Source organism: Pseudomonas sp. CIP-10 (assembly GCF_020911845.1).
Lineage (GTDB): Bacteria > Pseudomonadota > Gammaproteobacteria > Pseudomonadales > Pseudomonadaceae > Aquipseudomonas > Aquipseudomonas alloputida.
Genome location: NZ_CP087160.1, coordinates 4,037,507 through 4,051,653, shown reverse-complemented (window position 1 = coordinate 4,051,653; position 14,147 = coordinate 4,037,507). Strand labels below are relative to the sequence as shown.

General features: G+C 61.9%; 16 protein-coding genes. 8 read left to right on the top strand and 8 right to left on the bottom strand.

The genetic code is table 11. From position 1 onward, the window contains the following. From LMH93_RS18330 to LMH93_RS18315, 4 genes are read left to right on the top strand one after another with little or no spacing between them, the layout of a single operon-like run. On the top strand, positions 1–768 hold the full coding sequence (locus LMH93_RS18330) for an SDR family NAD(P)-dependent oxidoreductase (RefSeq protein ID WP_003250091.1): 768 nt from the start codon (positions 1–3) through the stop codon (positions 766–768). Positions 769–779: 11 nt separating this feature from the next. Beyond that, positions 780–1,973: an acetyl-CoA C-acyltransferase gene (locus LMH93_RS18325; RefSeq protein WP_014859318.1), complete on the top strand. Its 1,194-nt coding sequence runs from the start codon at positions 780–782 to the stop codon at positions 1,971–1,973. An 8-nt stretch (positions 1,974–1,981) separates the two neighbouring features. After that, entirely contained in the window at positions 1,982–3,109 is a 1,128-nt protein-coding gene (locus LMH93_RS18320; protein WP_003250094.1) for an acyl-CoA dehydrogenase, read from the top strand. 13 nt (positions 3,110–3,122) lie between these two features. Further along, complete coding sequence (locus tag LMH93_RS18315; RefSeq protein ID WP_003250095.1) at positions 3,123–3,896, top strand: enoyl-CoA hydratase; 774 nt, start codon at positions 3,123–3,125, stop codon at positions 3,894–3,896. A gap of 313 nt (positions 3,897–4,209) precedes the next feature. Here LMH93_RS18315 and LMH93_RS18310 read toward each other — a convergent pair whose 3' ends face one another. Beyond that, positions 4,210–5,073 carry an IS3 family transposase gene (locus tag LMH93_RS18310; RefSeq protein ID WP_004577668.1) on the bottom strand — a complete coding sequence of 288 codons (864 nt, stop codon included), beginning with the start codon at positions 5,071–5,073 and terminating at the stop codon, positions 4,210–4,212. Further along, positions 5,070–5,363 (bottom strand): transposase, encoded by a 294-nt coding sequence (locus LMH93_RS18305; RefSeq protein ID WP_230064436.1) that lies wholly within the window; start codon positions 5,361–5,363, stop codon positions 5,070–5,072. Before LMH93_RS18305 ends, LMH93_RS18310 begins: the two co-directional genes overlap by 4 nt. 805 nt (positions 5,364–6,168) lie before the next feature. Between LMH93_RS18305 and LMH93_RS18300 the strand changes: the two genes are divergently transcribed. The 4 genes from LMH93_RS18300 (at position 6,169) to LMH93_RS18285 (ending at position 7,970) form a co-directional block, all read left to right on the top strand. Continuing rightward, a complete protein-coding gene (locus LMH93_RS18300; protein WP_003250099.1) occupies positions 6,169–6,573 on the top strand; it encodes a TraR/DksA family transcriptional regulator in 405 nt (134 codons plus the stop codon). A 177-nt stretch (positions 6,574–6,750) separates the two neighbouring features. Further along, the gene (locus LMH93_RS18295) at positions 6,751–6,945 is read left to right on the top strand and encodes a hypothetical protein (RefSeq protein ID WP_003250100.1); all 195 of its coding nucleotides are present in this window, start codon (positions 6,751–6,753) and stop codon (positions 6,943–6,945) included. A gap of 345 nt (positions 6,946–7,290) precedes the next feature. Beyond that, entirely contained in the window at positions 7,291–7,761 is a 471-nt protein-coding gene (locus LMH93_RS18290) for a hypothetical protein (protein ID WP_003250101.1), read from the top strand. After that, entirely contained in the window at positions 7,758–7,970 is a 213-nt protein-coding gene (locus LMH93_RS18285) for a hypothetical protein (protein ID WP_143496056.1), read from the top strand. The genes LMH93_RS18290 and LMH93_RS18285 overlap by 4 nt, the downstream gene beginning before the upstream one ends. 12 nt (positions 7,971–7,982) lie before the next feature. On the opposite strand, the gene LMH93_RS18280 is transcribed toward LMH93_RS18285, so the two are convergent. From LMH93_RS18280 to LMH93_RS18255, 6 genes are read right to left on the bottom strand one after another with little or no spacing between them, the layout of a single operon-like run. Then, a complete protein-coding gene (locus LMH93_RS18280; RefSeq protein ID WP_003250107.1) occupies positions 7,983–8,348 on the bottom strand; it encodes a Na+/H+ antiporter subunit G in 366 nt (121 codons plus the stop codon). Further along, the gene (locus LMH93_RS18275) at positions 8,345–8,623 is read right to left on the bottom strand and encodes a K+/H+ antiporter subunit F (protein WP_003250109.1); all 279 of its coding nucleotides are present in this window, start codon (positions 8,621–8,623) and stop codon (positions 8,345–8,347) included. Before LMH93_RS18275 ends, LMH93_RS18280 begins: the two co-directional genes overlap by 4 nt. Further along, the gene (locus LMH93_RS18270; RefSeq protein ID WP_161775355.1) at positions 8,620–9,108 is read right to left on the bottom strand and encodes a Na+/H+ antiporter subunit E; all 489 of its coding nucleotides are present in this window, start codon (positions 9,106–9,108) and stop codon (positions 8,620–8,622) included. Before LMH93_RS18270 ends, LMH93_RS18275 begins: the two co-directional genes overlap by 4 nt. Beyond that, positions 9,105–10,784 carry a monovalent cation/H+ antiporter subunit D gene (locus LMH93_RS18265; RefSeq protein WP_004577151.1) on the bottom strand — a complete coding sequence of 560 codons (1,680 nt, stop codon included), beginning with the start codon at positions 10,782–10,784 and terminating at the stop codon, positions 9,105–9,107. Before LMH93_RS18265 ends, LMH93_RS18270 begins: the two co-directional genes overlap by 4 nt. Then, positions 10,781–11,125, bottom strand: a complete 345-nt coding sequence (locus tag LMH93_RS18260) for a Na+/H+ antiporter subunit C (protein ID WP_003250128.1) — start codon at positions 11,123–11,125, stop codon at positions 10,781–10,783. The genes LMH93_RS18265 and LMH93_RS18260 overlap by 4 nt, the downstream gene beginning before the upstream one ends. Then, positions 11,125–14,040 carry a monovalent cation/H+ antiporter subunit A gene (locus LMH93_RS18255; RefSeq protein WP_003250131.1) on the bottom strand — a complete coding sequence of 972 codons (2,916 nt, stop codon included), beginning with the start codon at positions 14,038–14,040 and terminating at the stop codon, positions 11,125–11,127. The genes LMH93_RS18260 and LMH93_RS18255 overlap by 1 nt, the downstream gene beginning before the upstream one ends. Positions 14,041–14,147: the final 107 nt, after the last annotated feature.

The window sequence follows — 14,147 nt, the reverse complement described above, 5'->3', positions numbered from 1 at the left end:
ATGCACATCGCCAATAAACATTTCATCGTCAGCGGCGCCGCTTCCGGGCTGGGTGCCGCGACTGCACAGATGCTGGTCGAGGCTGGCGCCAAGGTCATGCTGGTCGACCTCAATGCCCAGGCTGTCGAAGCCAAGGCCCGCGAGCTGGGCGACAACGCCCGTTTCGCCGTGGCTGATATCAGTGACGAGCAGGCAGCCCAGTCGGCTGTCGATGCAGCTGTCAGTGCCTTTGGCAGCTTGCATGGGTTGGTCAATTGTGCCGGCATCGTCGGTGCCGAGAAGGTGCTGGGCAAGCAGGGCCCGCATGGCCTGGCCAGCTTCGCCAAGGTCATCAACGTCAACCTGATCGGCAGCTTCAACCTGTTGCGTCTGGCGGCGGCGGCCATGGCCGAAGGGGCTGCCGATGAGAGCGGCGAGCGAGGGGTCATCATCAACACGGCCTCCATTGCCGCCTATGACGGCCAGATTGGCCAGGCCGCCTACGCTGCCTCCAAGGGGGCCATTGCCAGCCTGACCTTGCCGGCTGCGCGCGAACTGGCACGCTTCGGCATCCGCGTGATGACCATCGCTCCGGGCATCTTTGAAACCCCTATGATGGCCGGCATGAGCGATGAGGTACGTGCTTCACTGGCTGCCGGCGTACCGTTCCCGCCCCGCTTGGGCCGCCCGCAGGAATACGCCGCGCTGGCCCGCCACATCATCGAGAACAGCATGCTCAACGGTGAGGTCATCCGCCTCGACGGTGCGCTGCGCATGGCTGCCAAGTAAGGAGAGCGAACATGACCCTCGCCAATGACCCCATCGTTATCGTCAGCGCCGTGCGCACGCCCATGGGCGGGTTGCAGGGCGACCTCAAGAGCCTGACTGCGCCGCAACTGGGCAGCGCCGCCATTCGTGGTGCCGTGGAACGTGCCGGCATCGATGCCGCCTGTGTCGAGCAGGTACTGTTCGGCTGCGTGCTGCCGGCCGGCCAGGGCCAGGCGCCGGCACGCCAGGCCGCGTTAGGCGCCGGGCTGGACAAGCACACCACCTGCACCACCCTGAACAAGATGTGCGGCTCGGGTATGCAAGCCGCGATCATGGCCCATGACCTGCTGCTGGCCGGCACCGCAGACGTGGTAGTGGCGGGTGGCATGGAAAGCATGACCAACGCGCCGTACCTGCTGGACAAAGCCCGTGGCGGCTACCGCATGGGCCACGGCAAGATCATCGACCACATGTTCATGGACGGCCTCGAAGACGCCTACGACAAAGGCCGCCTGATGGGCACCTTTGCCGAGGACTGTGCCCAGGCCAATTCTTTCAGCCGCGAGGCCCAGGACCAGTTCGCCATCGCCTCGCTGACCCGAGCGCAGGAAGCCATCAGCAGCGGCCGTTTTGCCGCCGAGATCGTGCCGGTGGAAGTCACCGAGGGCAAGGAAAAGCGCGTCATCAAGGATGACGAGCAGCCGCCCAAGGCACGCCTGGACAAGATTGCGCAGCTCAAACCGGCGTTTCGTGAAGGCGGCACCGTGACGGCGGCCAACGCCAGTTCGATTTCCGACGGTGCTGCGGCGCTGGTGCTGATGCGCCGCTCCGAGGCCGACAAACGTGGCCTCAAGGCATTGGCCGTCATCCACGGCCACGCCGCCTTTGCCGACACCCCGGCGCTGTTCCCGACCGCCCCGATCGGCGCGATCGACAAACTGATGAAACGCACCGGCTGGAACCTGGCCGAAGTCGACCTGTTCGAGATAAACGAGGCCTTCGCCGTGGTCACCCTGGCGGCCATGAAACACCTCGACCTGCCACACGACAAGGTCAATATCCACGGCGGCGCCTGCGCCCTCGGTCACCCGATCGGCGCTTCTGGCGCACGTATTCTGGTCACCCTGTTGTCGGCCTTGCGCCAGAACAATCTGCGTCGGGGTGTGGCGGCCATCTGCATCGGCGGTGGCGAGGCCACGGCCATGGCTGTTGAATGCCTGTACTGAGGTGAACCATGCTGGTAAATGACGAGCAACAACAGATCGCCGACGCGGTACGTGCTTTCGCCCAGGAGCGCCTGAAGCCGTTTGCCGAGCAATGGGACAAGGACCATCGCTTTCCGAAAGAGGCCATCGACGAAATGGCCGAACTGGGCCTGTTCGGCATGCTGGTGCCCGAGCAGTGGGGTGGCAGCGACACGGGTTATGTGGCCTATGCCATGGCGCTGGAGGAAATCGCTGCGGGTGATGGCGCCTGCTCGACCATCATGAGCGTGCACAACTCGGTGGGTTGCGTGCCGATTCTGCGCTTCGGCAACGAGCAGCAGAAACAGCAATTCCTCACCCCGCTGGCGACAGGTGCGATGCTCGGTGCTTTCGCCCTGACCGAGCCGCAGGCTGGCTCTGATGCCAGCAGCCTGAAGACCCGTGCACGCCTGGAGGGCGACCATTACGTGCTCAATGGCAGCAAGCAGTTCATTACCTCGGGGCAGAACGCCGGCGTCGTGATCGTGTTTGCAGTCACCGACCCGGAGGCCGGCAAGCGTGGCATCAGCGCCTTCATCGTGCCGACCGATTCGCCGGGCTACCAGGTAGCGCGGGTCGAGGACAAACTCGGCCAGCACGCCTCCGACACCTGCCAGATCGTTTTCGACAATGTGCACGTGCCAGTGGCCAACCGGCTGGGTGCGGAGGGTGAAGGCTACAAGATCGCCCTGGCCAATCTTGAAGGCGGCCGTATCGGCATCGCCTCGCAAGCGGTGGGTATGGCCCGCGCGGCGTTCGAAGTGGCGCGCGACTATGCCAACGAGCGCCAAAGCTTTGGCAAACCGCTGATCGAGCACCAGGCCGTGGCGTTTCGCCTGGCTGACATGGCAACGAAAGTTTCCGTTGCCCGGCAGATGGTATTGCACGCCGCTGCCCTTCGTGATGCGGGGCGTCCGGCGCTGGTGGAAGCGTCGATGGCCAAGCTGTTCGCCTCGGAAATGGCCGAAAAGGTCTGTTCGGATGCCTTGCAGACCCTGGGTGGTTATGGCTATCTGAGTGACTTCCCGCTGGAGCGGATCTACCGCGACGTTCGGGTTTGCCAGATCTACGAAGGCACCAGCGACATTCAGCGCATGGTCATTGCGCGCAATCTTTGAAGGAGCAGACTGCATGGCATTCGAAACCATCCTGTTGGACATCCACGGCAAGGTCGGCTTGATCACCCTCAACCGCCCGCAGGCGCTCAATGCGCTGAACGCGCAGATTGTCGGTGAGATCAACCAGGCCTTGGACCAGCTTGAGCGCGACCCGAACATCGGCTGCGTGGTGCTGACAGGCTCGGCCAAAGCCTTTGCCGCTGGCGCCGACATCAAGGAAATGGCTGAGCTGCAATACCCGCAGATCTACGTCGACGACCTGTTCAGCGACGCCGACCGTATTGCCAATCGCCGTAAGCCGATCATTGCTGCAGTGTCTGGATTTGCCCTGGGCGGCGGCTGTGAGTTGGCGATGATGTGCGACTTTATCCTCGCGGCGGACAATGCCAAATTTGGTCAACCGGAAATCAACCTGGGCGTGCTGCCGGGCATGGGCGGTACCCAGCGCCTGACGCGTGCGGTGGGCAAGGCGAAGGCCATGGAGCTTTGCCTGACCGGCCGCCTGATGGGCGCGGAAGAAGCCGAGCGTGCAGGTTTGGTGGCGCGGATCGTGCCGCAGGCAGAGCTGGTGGAAGAGGCGCTGAAGGTGGCGGCGACCATTGCCAGCAAGTCGATTCCGGTGAGCATGATGGTCAAGGAGAGCGTCAACCGAGCATTTGAAGTCACCCTCAGCGAGGGGGTTCGCTTTGAGCGTCGGGTCTTCCATGCGGCGTTCTCCACCGAAGACCAGAAAGAAGGCATGGCCGCATTCATCGCCAAGCGTGAGGCACAGTTCAAGGACCGTTGATCAGACTCGGTTCGTTGCCGTTGCCGTTGCCGTTGCCGTTGCCGTTGCCGTTGCTGTGGCTTTTGCTTCTAAGCGCGCGATAGTTCAGACGACGCAGATTGCGACTTCAGGAGGCCGAGCGTAGGGCTTGCGAAGGGAGGTGACGGGCATGGATGCCCGTCAAGCGCTGAGGCCCCATGGATGGGGCCTGCAGCGCGTACTCCCGGGAGCAAGACCGTAGCGAGGGAACCCCGGAGCGTAGCGTAGGGGCCGGATGATGGGAGCCGACGGTTTTGGTGGGCCTGCCCCGTGACAGCGGACGCCAAGAAGCTGGCTACAGAGCCAACTGCCTTAAGCCTTTTGCGTATTCGTTCGGTGAACGGTAACCCAGTGCTGAATGCAGTCGACAGCTGTTGTAGAACCCATGGATGTAGCTGGCAATTGCCAGGTGAGCCTGTTTCTTTGTGGGGTAGACCGCGCAGGCTTCCTCTCTCTTCAATGTAGCGAAGAAACTCTCAGCTACGGCGTTATCCCAGCAGTTTCCTCTCCGACTCATGCTTTGCGCGAAGCCCTTCTTGGCCAAAGCGAGACGAAACCTGCTGCTCGCGTACTGGCGCCCTTGGTCGGAATGGAAAATCACTCCGTAGACGCCCAAACATGCGTTCCAAGCGTTCATGAAAGCGCGCTCGACCAAGTCGTCAGGCATCCTGTCCGCCAGGCTGTAACCCAGCACTTGGCGGGTTTGGATGCTCAGTACCACTGCCAGATAAAGCCAGCCCTCTTTCGTAGCGATGTAAGTGATATCACTGACCCAGGCTGGGGTGGAGCTTTGAACGGAGAACTGACGACCCAATAAATTGCTCGCCACTGGCAGCGCATGGTGACTGTCGGTGGTGCACGGCCTGAAACCGCCCTTGGATCGGCCTTGTATGTGCTCTTCATGCATCAGCCGATCAACGCGCTTATGACCTACCGCATAGGCCTGCTGCCTTAGCGCCTCGACTAGCCGTGGTCGGCCATAGGTCTTGCGGCTAGCCGCGTAAACCTTGTGTAGATCGATGCGTATTTGTGCATCCGGATCTGGACGGCCTTGGCGATGCTGATAGTCGTAAAACCCTGAAACCGAGACACCCATTACCCGGCACAACAGACGCACCGGGAACTGAGCCCGTTCTTCAGCGACGAAGGCGTATCTCACCTGGACTCTTTGGCAAAGAATACCGCCGCCTTTTTTAGGATTTCACGCTCCAGTTTCAGCTCGGCGTTCTCGGCTCGCAATCGTGCTAACTCGCTGTCCTCTCTGGTGATTGCGCGACGGTCAGGAGAGCTCAACGGCTGGCCGTTGCGGGAAGCGTTGACCCAGTTGTCCAACGTCTTCACAGACATCTCCAGCTGGCGAGCAGCTTCCGTCCTGCCAAGCATTTCAGCCAGCGCAACGGCCTGAATCTTGAACTCATCGGTGTAATTGCGGCGAGTGGTTGGGTACATGACAACCTCCAAGATAGCGATGTAAGTATCGCTTCTTGGCGTCCGTTGTCACGGGGCAGGCCCATGGTTACTTTTTGTCGCGTTTGACAAAAAGTGACCCGCCGTAAGGGCGGAAAGGTGACTGTGCGCCACCTGCGTGAATGAATACCTACTCGATGTGAATGCCCACATCCAAGAAGCAAGAAGCAAGAAGCAAGAAGCAAGAAGCAAGAAGCAAACTCGTCTGTTTTGACTCAGCGAACAAGTCCATTTGCGATGGCGACGTTGACTCACCTTTTCGCCCTTACGGCGAGTCACTTTTTGTCAAACGCGACAAAAAGTAACCAAAAAACGCTGCGCTCCCATCATCCGGCCCCTGCGCTGCGCTCCGGGGTCCCCTCACTCCGGCCTTGCTCCCGGCAGGACCGCGCCGAAGGCCCCATCCTGGGGCCTCAGCGCTTGACGGGCATCCATGCCCGTCACCTGCCTCCGCAAGGCCTGCGTTCGGCCTCCTGAAGTCGCGAAGATCAAGATCAAGATCAACGGCAACAGCAACAGCAACGGCAACAGCAACAGCAGGTGGATGGGCACTGCCAGAATCTCAGTTTACTACTGGCCCTGCAGCTGAGCTGGGGTGCCGACCAGCGGATTGTGAGCAGTGGAAGCAAATTCGCACCCATTTGCAGTTGCTCCACGCGGCGTGGCGCCTTAGACTGCCGCCCCCTGTAAAAGAGTGCCGGTTGGCGCTTGAAGAATTCCGCTAGCGATGCATAGGCATCGACGGCACATGAATCGCCCAAATGCACATTTTTTCATAGAGAAATCGATGACCAAGGAACAGTTGCTGGCCATGTCGGCCGATGACTACATGAACGCCGACCAGCTTGCCTTCTTTACTGAGCTGCTGCAGGCGATGAAAGTCGAAACCCATGAACGCATCGAACTCAGCCGCACCACCATCGAAGGCCTGGACACCCCGTCAGACCCCGCCGACGTGGCTTCGGTCGAAGAAGAACGTAGCTGGCTGGTAAATGCCATCGACCGCGACCAGCGCCTGCTGCCACAGCTGGAAATGGCCCTGGACCGTATTGCCGACGAAAGCTTCGGCTGGTGCGATGACAGTGGTGAGCCTATCGGCCTGAAGCGCTTGCTGATCAGCCCGACCACCAAGTACTGCATCGAAGCCCAGGAGCGCCACGAGCAGCTCGACCGCCACCAGCGTCAGGTATAAACCCGCGCGTGGTGCAAGCCCCTCGAAGCAATTCCTGGGGCTTTTTGCGTTTCTCGTCGATACCGTTTTTGTTACGCCTTACGAAACACTGATGTACCGGGATGCGCTGTTTCCGCGTCACTGTCGGGCGTATCATGGCTTTATCGTTAGGGTGCTAATTAAATTCCGGAGGGAATGATGAATAGCCGAGTCGATGTGGCTGTGATGATAGGGTCGGGTGTGCCGGCCACCTTACAGGCGCTGGGCAAGCGCATTTGCTGGGTCGTGCTGGTCAACGGCGAGCGCCGCGGCACCGCCTTCGCCACGCGCGAAGAAGCGCTTGAGTGTCAGGCTGCCTGGCAACTGCAACTGAAGAAAGGCCTGGCTGCCTGAAAATGTTTATTGCCTCTCGACGGGTTTCGGTGTTTTCGGGCATATTTGTCCTACAGTAATGCGCACATGGATGCCAGGGCTTGTCTTCTTGCAGGCTCACGCCATTGGTTGCGATTTCTGGCAAGTGATTTCAGGCATCACGCTTCCCAAGCCGGGAATGAGCCAAACGCCTTCGGTTGAGGGCGAGTCTGGCAAACCAGAGTAAAGATTCCTGCACGCTGCATCGTCAGCGAGCACAGACATTTCGCATATCGCTTTATTACTCTTTTTGCCTATCGATAAGAAATGGCCGTGCCTCCCCGAGCTTGGGTGAGGGCGGGTTGTAACCGGTTGAGGATTACTTCATTGGCAGTCAGCACACTTGATACGCATGCGTTGTTCGCCCTGGGCGACTTGCGCGGTAAATTGGCCCAACTGTTTCAGGGCCGCTTCATCTATGTCACCGAACAGAGTCCTGAAGGCCTGTACATGGCCGAAATCGACACCGAGAGTGCACTGGTGGTCGATGACAAGCAGCGCCTTGAACTGAAAGTCGGCGACCACTTTCGTGCTGCCGTATTGCCCAGCCGCGAAGGTGGCAAGCTGGAAATGCGCTTTCGCGAAATCAAGTTGAATGTGTATGGCGTGGGCGACTACGCCTTCGTTTCTGTGCCGGAAGGCGAGGGTATCGTGTTTCGTGAAGGCCATGGCGTGATGCTGGTATTCGCCGCGCAGCAGCAAGTGCAGGAAGGCCTGGGCAAGTTGCTTAAAGCAGTGACTGGCAAGGTCGCCAAATGGCGCAAGGGTGAACTGACCACCTTCAAGGCCAGTGAATGACCGACAGTGACGACACACCAGCCTCGCGGGCCGAGTTTCATCGGCAGCACCAGGCAGATGCCGTGGCTGAGGCAGAACGTTTGCTGGCCGGACGTGAAAAGCTGCAAGGCGCCTGGTTGACTTGGGTGGCGGCTGAGCTCTATCGCCTCAGCCCGCCGCCATATGCCGCCATGGTCCGGCGCGAGTTGCAGCGCCTCAGCCAAGGTTGAGACGGCAAACCTTCAATTGCCACGGTCTCGGCCGCTGCTGACCTCTTCAGGCACCGGCTCTTTGGACATGCGTTTGCGAAACAGCGCCGCCCGCGCCAGCAACAGCGTGGTAATCGGCACGGTGATCGACAGCAGGATCGGAATCAGCCACGCGTGTAGCACAGGGGTGCCCTTGAGCCACGAAAAGTAGATGATCGAGGCCAGTGCAACGCACCAGGCACCAAGGGTCGAGGCCAGCGCTGGCGGGTGCATGCGCTGGAAGTAGTCTTTCAGGCGTACCAGGCCTATAGCACCGACCAAGGCGAACAGGCTGCCGGTAAGCAGTAGCGCGGCGGTGACCAGCTCCAGCCAGAATGGCAGTACCAGGGCTTCAGTCATTCGATCACCTCACCGCGCAGCAGAAACTTGGCCAAGGCAAACGAGCCGACAAAACCGAACAGTGCAATCAGCAGGGCCCCTTCGAAGTAGGTGTCACTGGCATAACGGATACCCAGCACCAACATGGTGAGCATGGCCAGGATGTACAGGTAGTCCAGGGCCAGCACGCGGTCTTGGGCGGACGGGCCACGGAACAGCCGGATCAACGCCAGGCCCATGGCCAGGGCGAAGATGAACAGGCTGGCGAGGACGGCATTGGCGAGCAGGCCTGTCATTGGAAAATCTCCATAAGCGGGCGTTCGTAAGTGTCCTTGAAGTGCTGTATGAAGGCCGCTTCATCGTCCAGCTCAAACACATGCAGCAACAGCACACTGCGGTCCAGTGCCAGTTCGGACCAGACGGTGCCAGGCACCACCGTGGTGATCATCGACAGCGCTGCCAGGCCGTGGGGGTCACGCAATGCCAGTGGTATGTGAACGAACGCAGAGCGTGGCGGCTGCTTGCCGGCCCGCAGCACACCACGGGCTACCAGCAGGTTGGAGCTGATCACATCGATGCCGACCCGGACGATCAGGCGGGCGATGACCAGGGGGCGCCGTACGTGTGCATGCTGCGGACGCAGGGGCGCCATCAACAGTGGCGCCAGTATGCCAAGTGCGGCGCCCAGCAGCAGGTTGCCAGGGCTGACCGAGAGGTTCAGCAGCAGCCACAGGCCGAACAGCGAGACCGATAGCAGTGGGGCGGGGAACAGTCGGTTCATGGCTGCACCTGTACGTCGCGCGAGGTGGGGCCAGGAATCGGCCGGGCGGCCATCACGGCGTCGATATAGGCATCGGGGGCCTGCAGGCTGGCGGCAGTGTCCTGGGTGTAGCGCAGCAACGGCTCGGCCTTGAAGCTGAGGATGAGGCACAGGCCGAGCAAGATGACAATGGGCAGGCATTCATAGCGCCGCAGCACCGGGGACGGGCGCTCTTCGGGCTTCCAGAAACGCTGGATGCCGACGCGGCCGAAGGCGATCAGCGAGGCCATGCCGGACAGGATCAGCAACGCCACCAGGCCCCAGCCGGCGGCACTCAGGGGCTGCTCGACCGGTACGCCGAGGCCCAGTGGATTGAACAGCGCACTGATCAGGTTGAGCTTGCCGACAAAGCCCGACAGCGGCGGCATGCCGATGATCAGTAGCGCACAGGCGATGAAGCTGAGGCCGAGGAAGGCCATGGTCCACGGGATGATCTGGCCGATTACCACCTGCTGTTCATCGTCGAGGTTGATGCCCTTGGGCGGGTGCAGCGATTCCAGTGGCGGCGGCATGGCGTCTTCTTCGTCGTCCAGTGGCGCTTCATTGGCCGAGCGCGAGCGTTCGACCAGTTCGGCGAGCAGGAACAGTGCGCACAGCGCAAGGGTCGAGTTGACCAGATAGAACAGCGCCGCGCCGGTCAGAGCCGCCTGGGCAAAACCCACCGCACCCAGCAGCGTGCCGGCCGAGACCAGGATACTGAGTGCCGCCATACGCTCCAGGCGCTGTGCCGCCAGGATTGATACCGCTGCCACCGCCAGGGTAACCAGGCCGCCGTAAACCAGCCATTCGCCGCCGAAATGCGCCGAGGCCCCGGCCTGCCCGGAGAACAGTAATGTCCACAGGCGCAGCACGGCGTACAGGCCGACTTTGGTCATGATGGCGAACAGTGCAGCCACCGGCGCGCTGGCAGACGCGTAAGCTGGCACCAGCCAGAAGTTCAGCGGCCAGATACCGGCCTTGACCAGGAAGGCCATGGCCAGGATTGCCGCGCCGGCATGCAGCAGGCCACGGTCGGCCTCCGGTACCAGTGGAATCTTCAGCGCCAGGTCCGCCATGTTCAGGGTACCGGTCACGCCATACAGCATCGCTGCGCCGATCAGGAACAGCGACGAGGCGAACAGGTTGATAGCGATGTAGTGCAGGCCGGCGCGCACCCGCGCACGCCCCGAACCATGCAGCAGCAGGCCATAGGAGGCGGCCAGCAGCACTTCGAAGAAGACGAACAGGTTGAACAGGTCGGCGGTGAGGAAGGCGCCGTACAGCCCCATCAGCTGGATCTGGAACAGCGCATGGAAGCTGGCCCCTGCACCGTCCCAGCGGGCACGGGCAAATAGCAGCGCGCTGAAACCGATGACCCCGGTCAGGGTCAGCAAGAGCGCGGACAGGTGGTCCACCACCAGCACGATGCCGAATGGCGCCGGCCAGTTGCCCGGCAGGTACACGCCGATCGACGCTGCCTGGCCCTGGGTGCGCACCCACAGCAGCAGACAGACCGCGATCACCAGGCCGGAGAAGGTGGACAGCAGGTTCAGCCTGGCTTTGATGTGCCTGTGCTTTTCACCCAGCAGCAACATCATCGCCGCCGTGATCAGCGGCAGCAGGATGGGGGCGACAATCAGTTGACTGATATCACTCATTCGTCACGCTCCCGGCCATCCACGTGGTCGGTACCGGTCAGCCCTCGCGAGGCCAGCAGCACTACCAGGAACAGCGCGGTCATGGCGAAACTGATGACGATGGCGGTGAGCACCAGTGCCTGTGGCAGCGGGTCGGTGTAATGCAACAGGTCCTGGGTAACGCCATCCTTGATGATTGGCTCCTTGCCGATGAACAGGCTGCCCATGCTGAAGATGAACAGGTTGACCCCGTAAGAAAGCAGGCACAGGCCCATGATCACCTGGTAGGTACGCGGGCGCAGGATCAGCCACACTCCGGAGGCAGCCAGCACGCCGATGGCGACTGCAATCACTTCTTCCATCAGGCGGCTCCTGCTTGGCTGGTTTTTGCCGGGTTGCCCGGGCGGTAGGCGCGCACCGACTGGTGCGCCAGGGCTGTGAGGATCAGCAGGGTCGAGCCGACCACGACGGTGAATACGCCAATATCGAAGAACAGCGCGCTGGCCACGTGCACATCACCCAGCAATGGCAGGTGCAAGTGGGCGGTATGGGTGGTGAGGAACGGGTAACCCAGCAGCATGGCGCCGACCCCGGTCAGGGTCGCGCACAGCAGCCCGGTACCCATCCAGCGCAGCGGCCGCAGGCTCATCTGCGCCTCGACCCACTGGGTGCCGGCCACCATGTACTGGAGGATGAACGCCACCGACATGACCAAGCCAGCGACAAAGCCGCCACCGGGCTGGTTGTGCCCGCGCATGAACAGGTACATCGACACCAGCAAGGCGATCGGCAGCAGCAGGCGCACCAGCGCTGCCGGCACCATCATGAAGCCCAGCGCGGTATCGGTGGCATGCCGCGGGTTGATCAGGTCGGTGACTACGTCCGGCGCCAATTGGCGTTGTTGCGCCGGCAGCTGCATGCTCTCTTTTGGAGGACGGAAGCGCCGTAGCAGGGCGAACACCGTCAGTGCCACAGCCACCAACACGGTGATTTCACCGAGGGTATCGAAGCCGCGGAAGTCGACCAGCATGACATTGACCACATTGGTGCCGCCGCCCTGAGGCAACGCACGGCTCAAATAGAACGAGGAAATGTCGTTGGGCGTGGGCCGGGTCAGCATGGCGTACGACAGCACGGCCATGCCGCCACCCACCAGCACGGCCAGCAGCAAGTCGCGCAGGCGGCGCATGCGCGCGCGCTCCAGGCTACCCGGCAGCGGTGACACGCCTTCGATACGCCGTGGCAGCCAGCGCAGGCCGAGCAGGATCAGCACGGTGGTGACCACTTCCACCACCAACTGGGTCAGTGCCAGGTCGGGCGCAGAGAACCAGACGAAGGTGATGCAGGTCATCAGGCCGCAGACGCTGACCATGATCAGTGCCGCCAGGCGGTGGTACTTGGCCTGATAGGCGGCGCCGATGGCGCAGGCAATGGCGATCAGCCACAGGGCGACGAATACCCCGGAACCCGGAATCTTCGGGCGATCACCCCAGCTCAGGCCGCTATGGAGCATCGGCGTGAGGCCCGCGAGGAACGCGGCGAATACCAGCATGAACAGCTGCGACTGCAGCCGCCGGGTGGTGAACAGGCGTTCGATGCGACGCGCCAGCAACATCAGATGAACCTGGCCGTGCTCGAACAACCGCTTGCCATTGAAGCGCTCGATCACGGGCGGGTACGGGAAGCGACCCAGGCGCAGTTGTTTGCGCAGCAGCAGGTACAGAACGATGCCGCCGCTCATGGCGACCAGGCTCATGATCATTGGCGCGTTCCAGCCATGCCAGATGGCCAGGCTGTATTCTGGCAGGGTGCCGCCAACCACCGGCAGGGCCGCAGCGGCCAACAGGGGGCCGACCGACTGGGTGGGGAAGATGCCCACGACCAGGCACGTGAGCACCAGCAGCTCCACCGGAGCACGCATCCAGCGTGGCGGCTCGTGCGGGGTATGGGGCAGGTCCTGGGCCGTCGGCCCGAAGAACACATCGACGGTAAAACGCAGGGCGTACGCCACGCTGAAGGTGCCGGCCAGGGTGGCGATCACCGGCAGCGTTGCCTCGACCCAGGCGGTGGAACTGATGAATACCGTTTCGGCAAAGAACATTTCCTTCGACAGGAAGCCGTTCATCAGCGGCACGCCGGCCATCGAGGCGCTGGCGACCATGGCCAGGGTCGCGGTGTAGGGCACCAGGCGGATCAGGCCGCTGAGGCGGCGAATGTCGCGGGTGCCGCTCTCGTGGTCGATGATGCCGGCGGCCATGAACAGCGAGGCCTTGAAGGTGGCATGGTTGAGAATGTGGAATACCGCGGCGACGGCAGCCAGCGGGCTGTTAAGGCCCAGCAGCAGGGTAATCAGGCCCAGGTGGCTGATGGTCGAATAGGCCAGCAGGCCCTTGAGGTCATTTTGGAACATGGCGGCGAAAGCGCCAAGCAGCAGGGTGAGGGCGCCGGCACCGCCGACGATCCAGAACCACTCCTCGCTACCGGAGAGTACCGGCCACAGGCGTGCCAGCAGAAACACCCCGGCCTTGACCATGGTGGCCGAGTGCAAATAGGCCGACACCGGTGTGGGCGCTGCCATGGCGTGGGGCAGCCAGAACTGGAAGGGAAACTGTGCGCTCTTGGTCAGGGCGCCGATGAGTATCAGGGGCAGCAGCACCGGGTAAAGCGCATGCTGGCGGATGGTATGCCCGGCAGCCAGGACCTTGTCCAGGTCATAGCTGCCGACCACATGGCCGAGCAGCAGGGCCCCTACCAACAGGCACAAGCCGCCTGCACCGGTTACCATCAGCGCCATGTAGGCGCCGCGACGGGCGTCGGCGCGGTGGTGCCAGTAGCCGATCAGCAGGAAGGAGAACAGGCTGGTCAGTTCCCAGAAGAACACCAGTTGGATCAGGTTGCCGGAGATGACCAGGCCGAGCATGGCGCCCATGAAGGCCAGGAAGAACGCGAAGAAGCGTGGGACCGGGTCTTGCGGTGACATGTAGTAGCGCGCATACAGCGATACCAGCGTGCCAATGCCCAGTACCAGCAACGAGAACAGCCAGGCAAAGCCGTCCATGCGCAACACCAGGTTCAGCCCCAGGCTGGGTAGCCACAGGAACTCTTCGCGAATGACGCCACCATGGGCAATCTGAGGGTACAGAAGTGCTACCTGGACGGTGCCGACCAGGGCTACGAGCCCGGCAAGAATGGACTCGGCGTTACGTGCGTTGTGCGGCAGCACAGCTGCCAGGCAACTGCCCACGAACGGCAGAAGCAATAGCACTATCAAGGACATAGCGGCCTATTCTGGAGAAGTTTGCAAAGAATCATACGTGCCGAGGTGTTTATCACCAACACGCAAGCTGTCGCAGAATCCTACAAACCGGCTGTGACAAGCGGTTT

Coding starts and splice junctions, on each gene's coding strand:
- LMH93_RS18270 (WP_161775355.1), bottom strand. CDS start 9,108: ATGAACCGACTGTTCCCCGCCCCACTGCTATCGGTCTCGCTGTTCGGC.
- LMH93_RS18325 (WP_014859318.1), top strand. CDS start 780: ATGACCCTCGCCAATGACCCCATCGTTATCGTCAGCGCCGTGCGCACG.
- LMH93_RS18280 (WP_003250107.1), bottom strand. CDS start 8,348: ATGACTGAAGCCCTGGTACTGCCATTCTGGCTGGAGCTGGTCACCGCC.
- LMH93_RS18255 (WP_003250131.1), bottom strand. CDS start 14,040: ATGTCCTTGATAGTGCTATTGCTTCTGCCGTTCGTGGGCAGTTGCCTG.
- LMH93_RS18330 (WP_003250091.1), top strand. CDS start 1: ATGCACATCGCCAATAAACATTTCATCGTCAGCGGCGCCGCTTCCGGG.
- LMH93_RS18260 (WP_003250128.1), bottom strand. CDS start 11,125: ATGGAAGAAGTGATTGCAGTCGCCATCGGCGTGCTGGCTGCCTCCGGA.
- LMH93_RS18305 (WP_230064436.1), bottom strand. CDS start 5,363: ATGTACCCAACCACTCGCCGCAATTACACCGATGAGTTCAAGATTCAG.
- LMH93_RS18315 (WP_003250095.1), top strand. CDS start 3,123: ATGGCATTCGAAACCATCCTGTTGGACATCCACGGCAAGGTCGGCTTG.
- LMH93_RS18275 (WP_003250109.1), bottom strand. CDS start 8,623: ATGACAGGCCTGCTCGCCAATGCCGTCCTCGCCAGCCTGTTCATCTTC.
- LMH93_RS18300 (WP_003250099.1), top strand. CDS start 6,169: ATGACCAAGGAACAGTTGCTGGCCATGTCGGCCGATGACTACATGAAC.
- LMH93_RS18285 (WP_143496056.1), top strand. CDS start 7,758: ATGACCGACAGTGACGACACACCAGCCTCGCGGGCCGAGTTTCATCGG.
- LMH93_RS18320 (WP_003250094.1), top strand. CDS start 1,982: ATGCTGGTAAATGACGAGCAACAACAGATCGCCGACGCGGTACGTGCT.
- LMH93_RS18265 (WP_004577151.1), bottom strand. CDS start 10,784: ATGAGTGATATCAGTCAACTGATTGTCGCCCCCATCCTGCTGCCGCTG.
- LMH93_RS18295 (WP_003250100.1), top strand. CDS start 6,751: ATGAATAGCCGAGTCGATGTGGCTGTGATGATAGGGTCGGGTGTGCCG.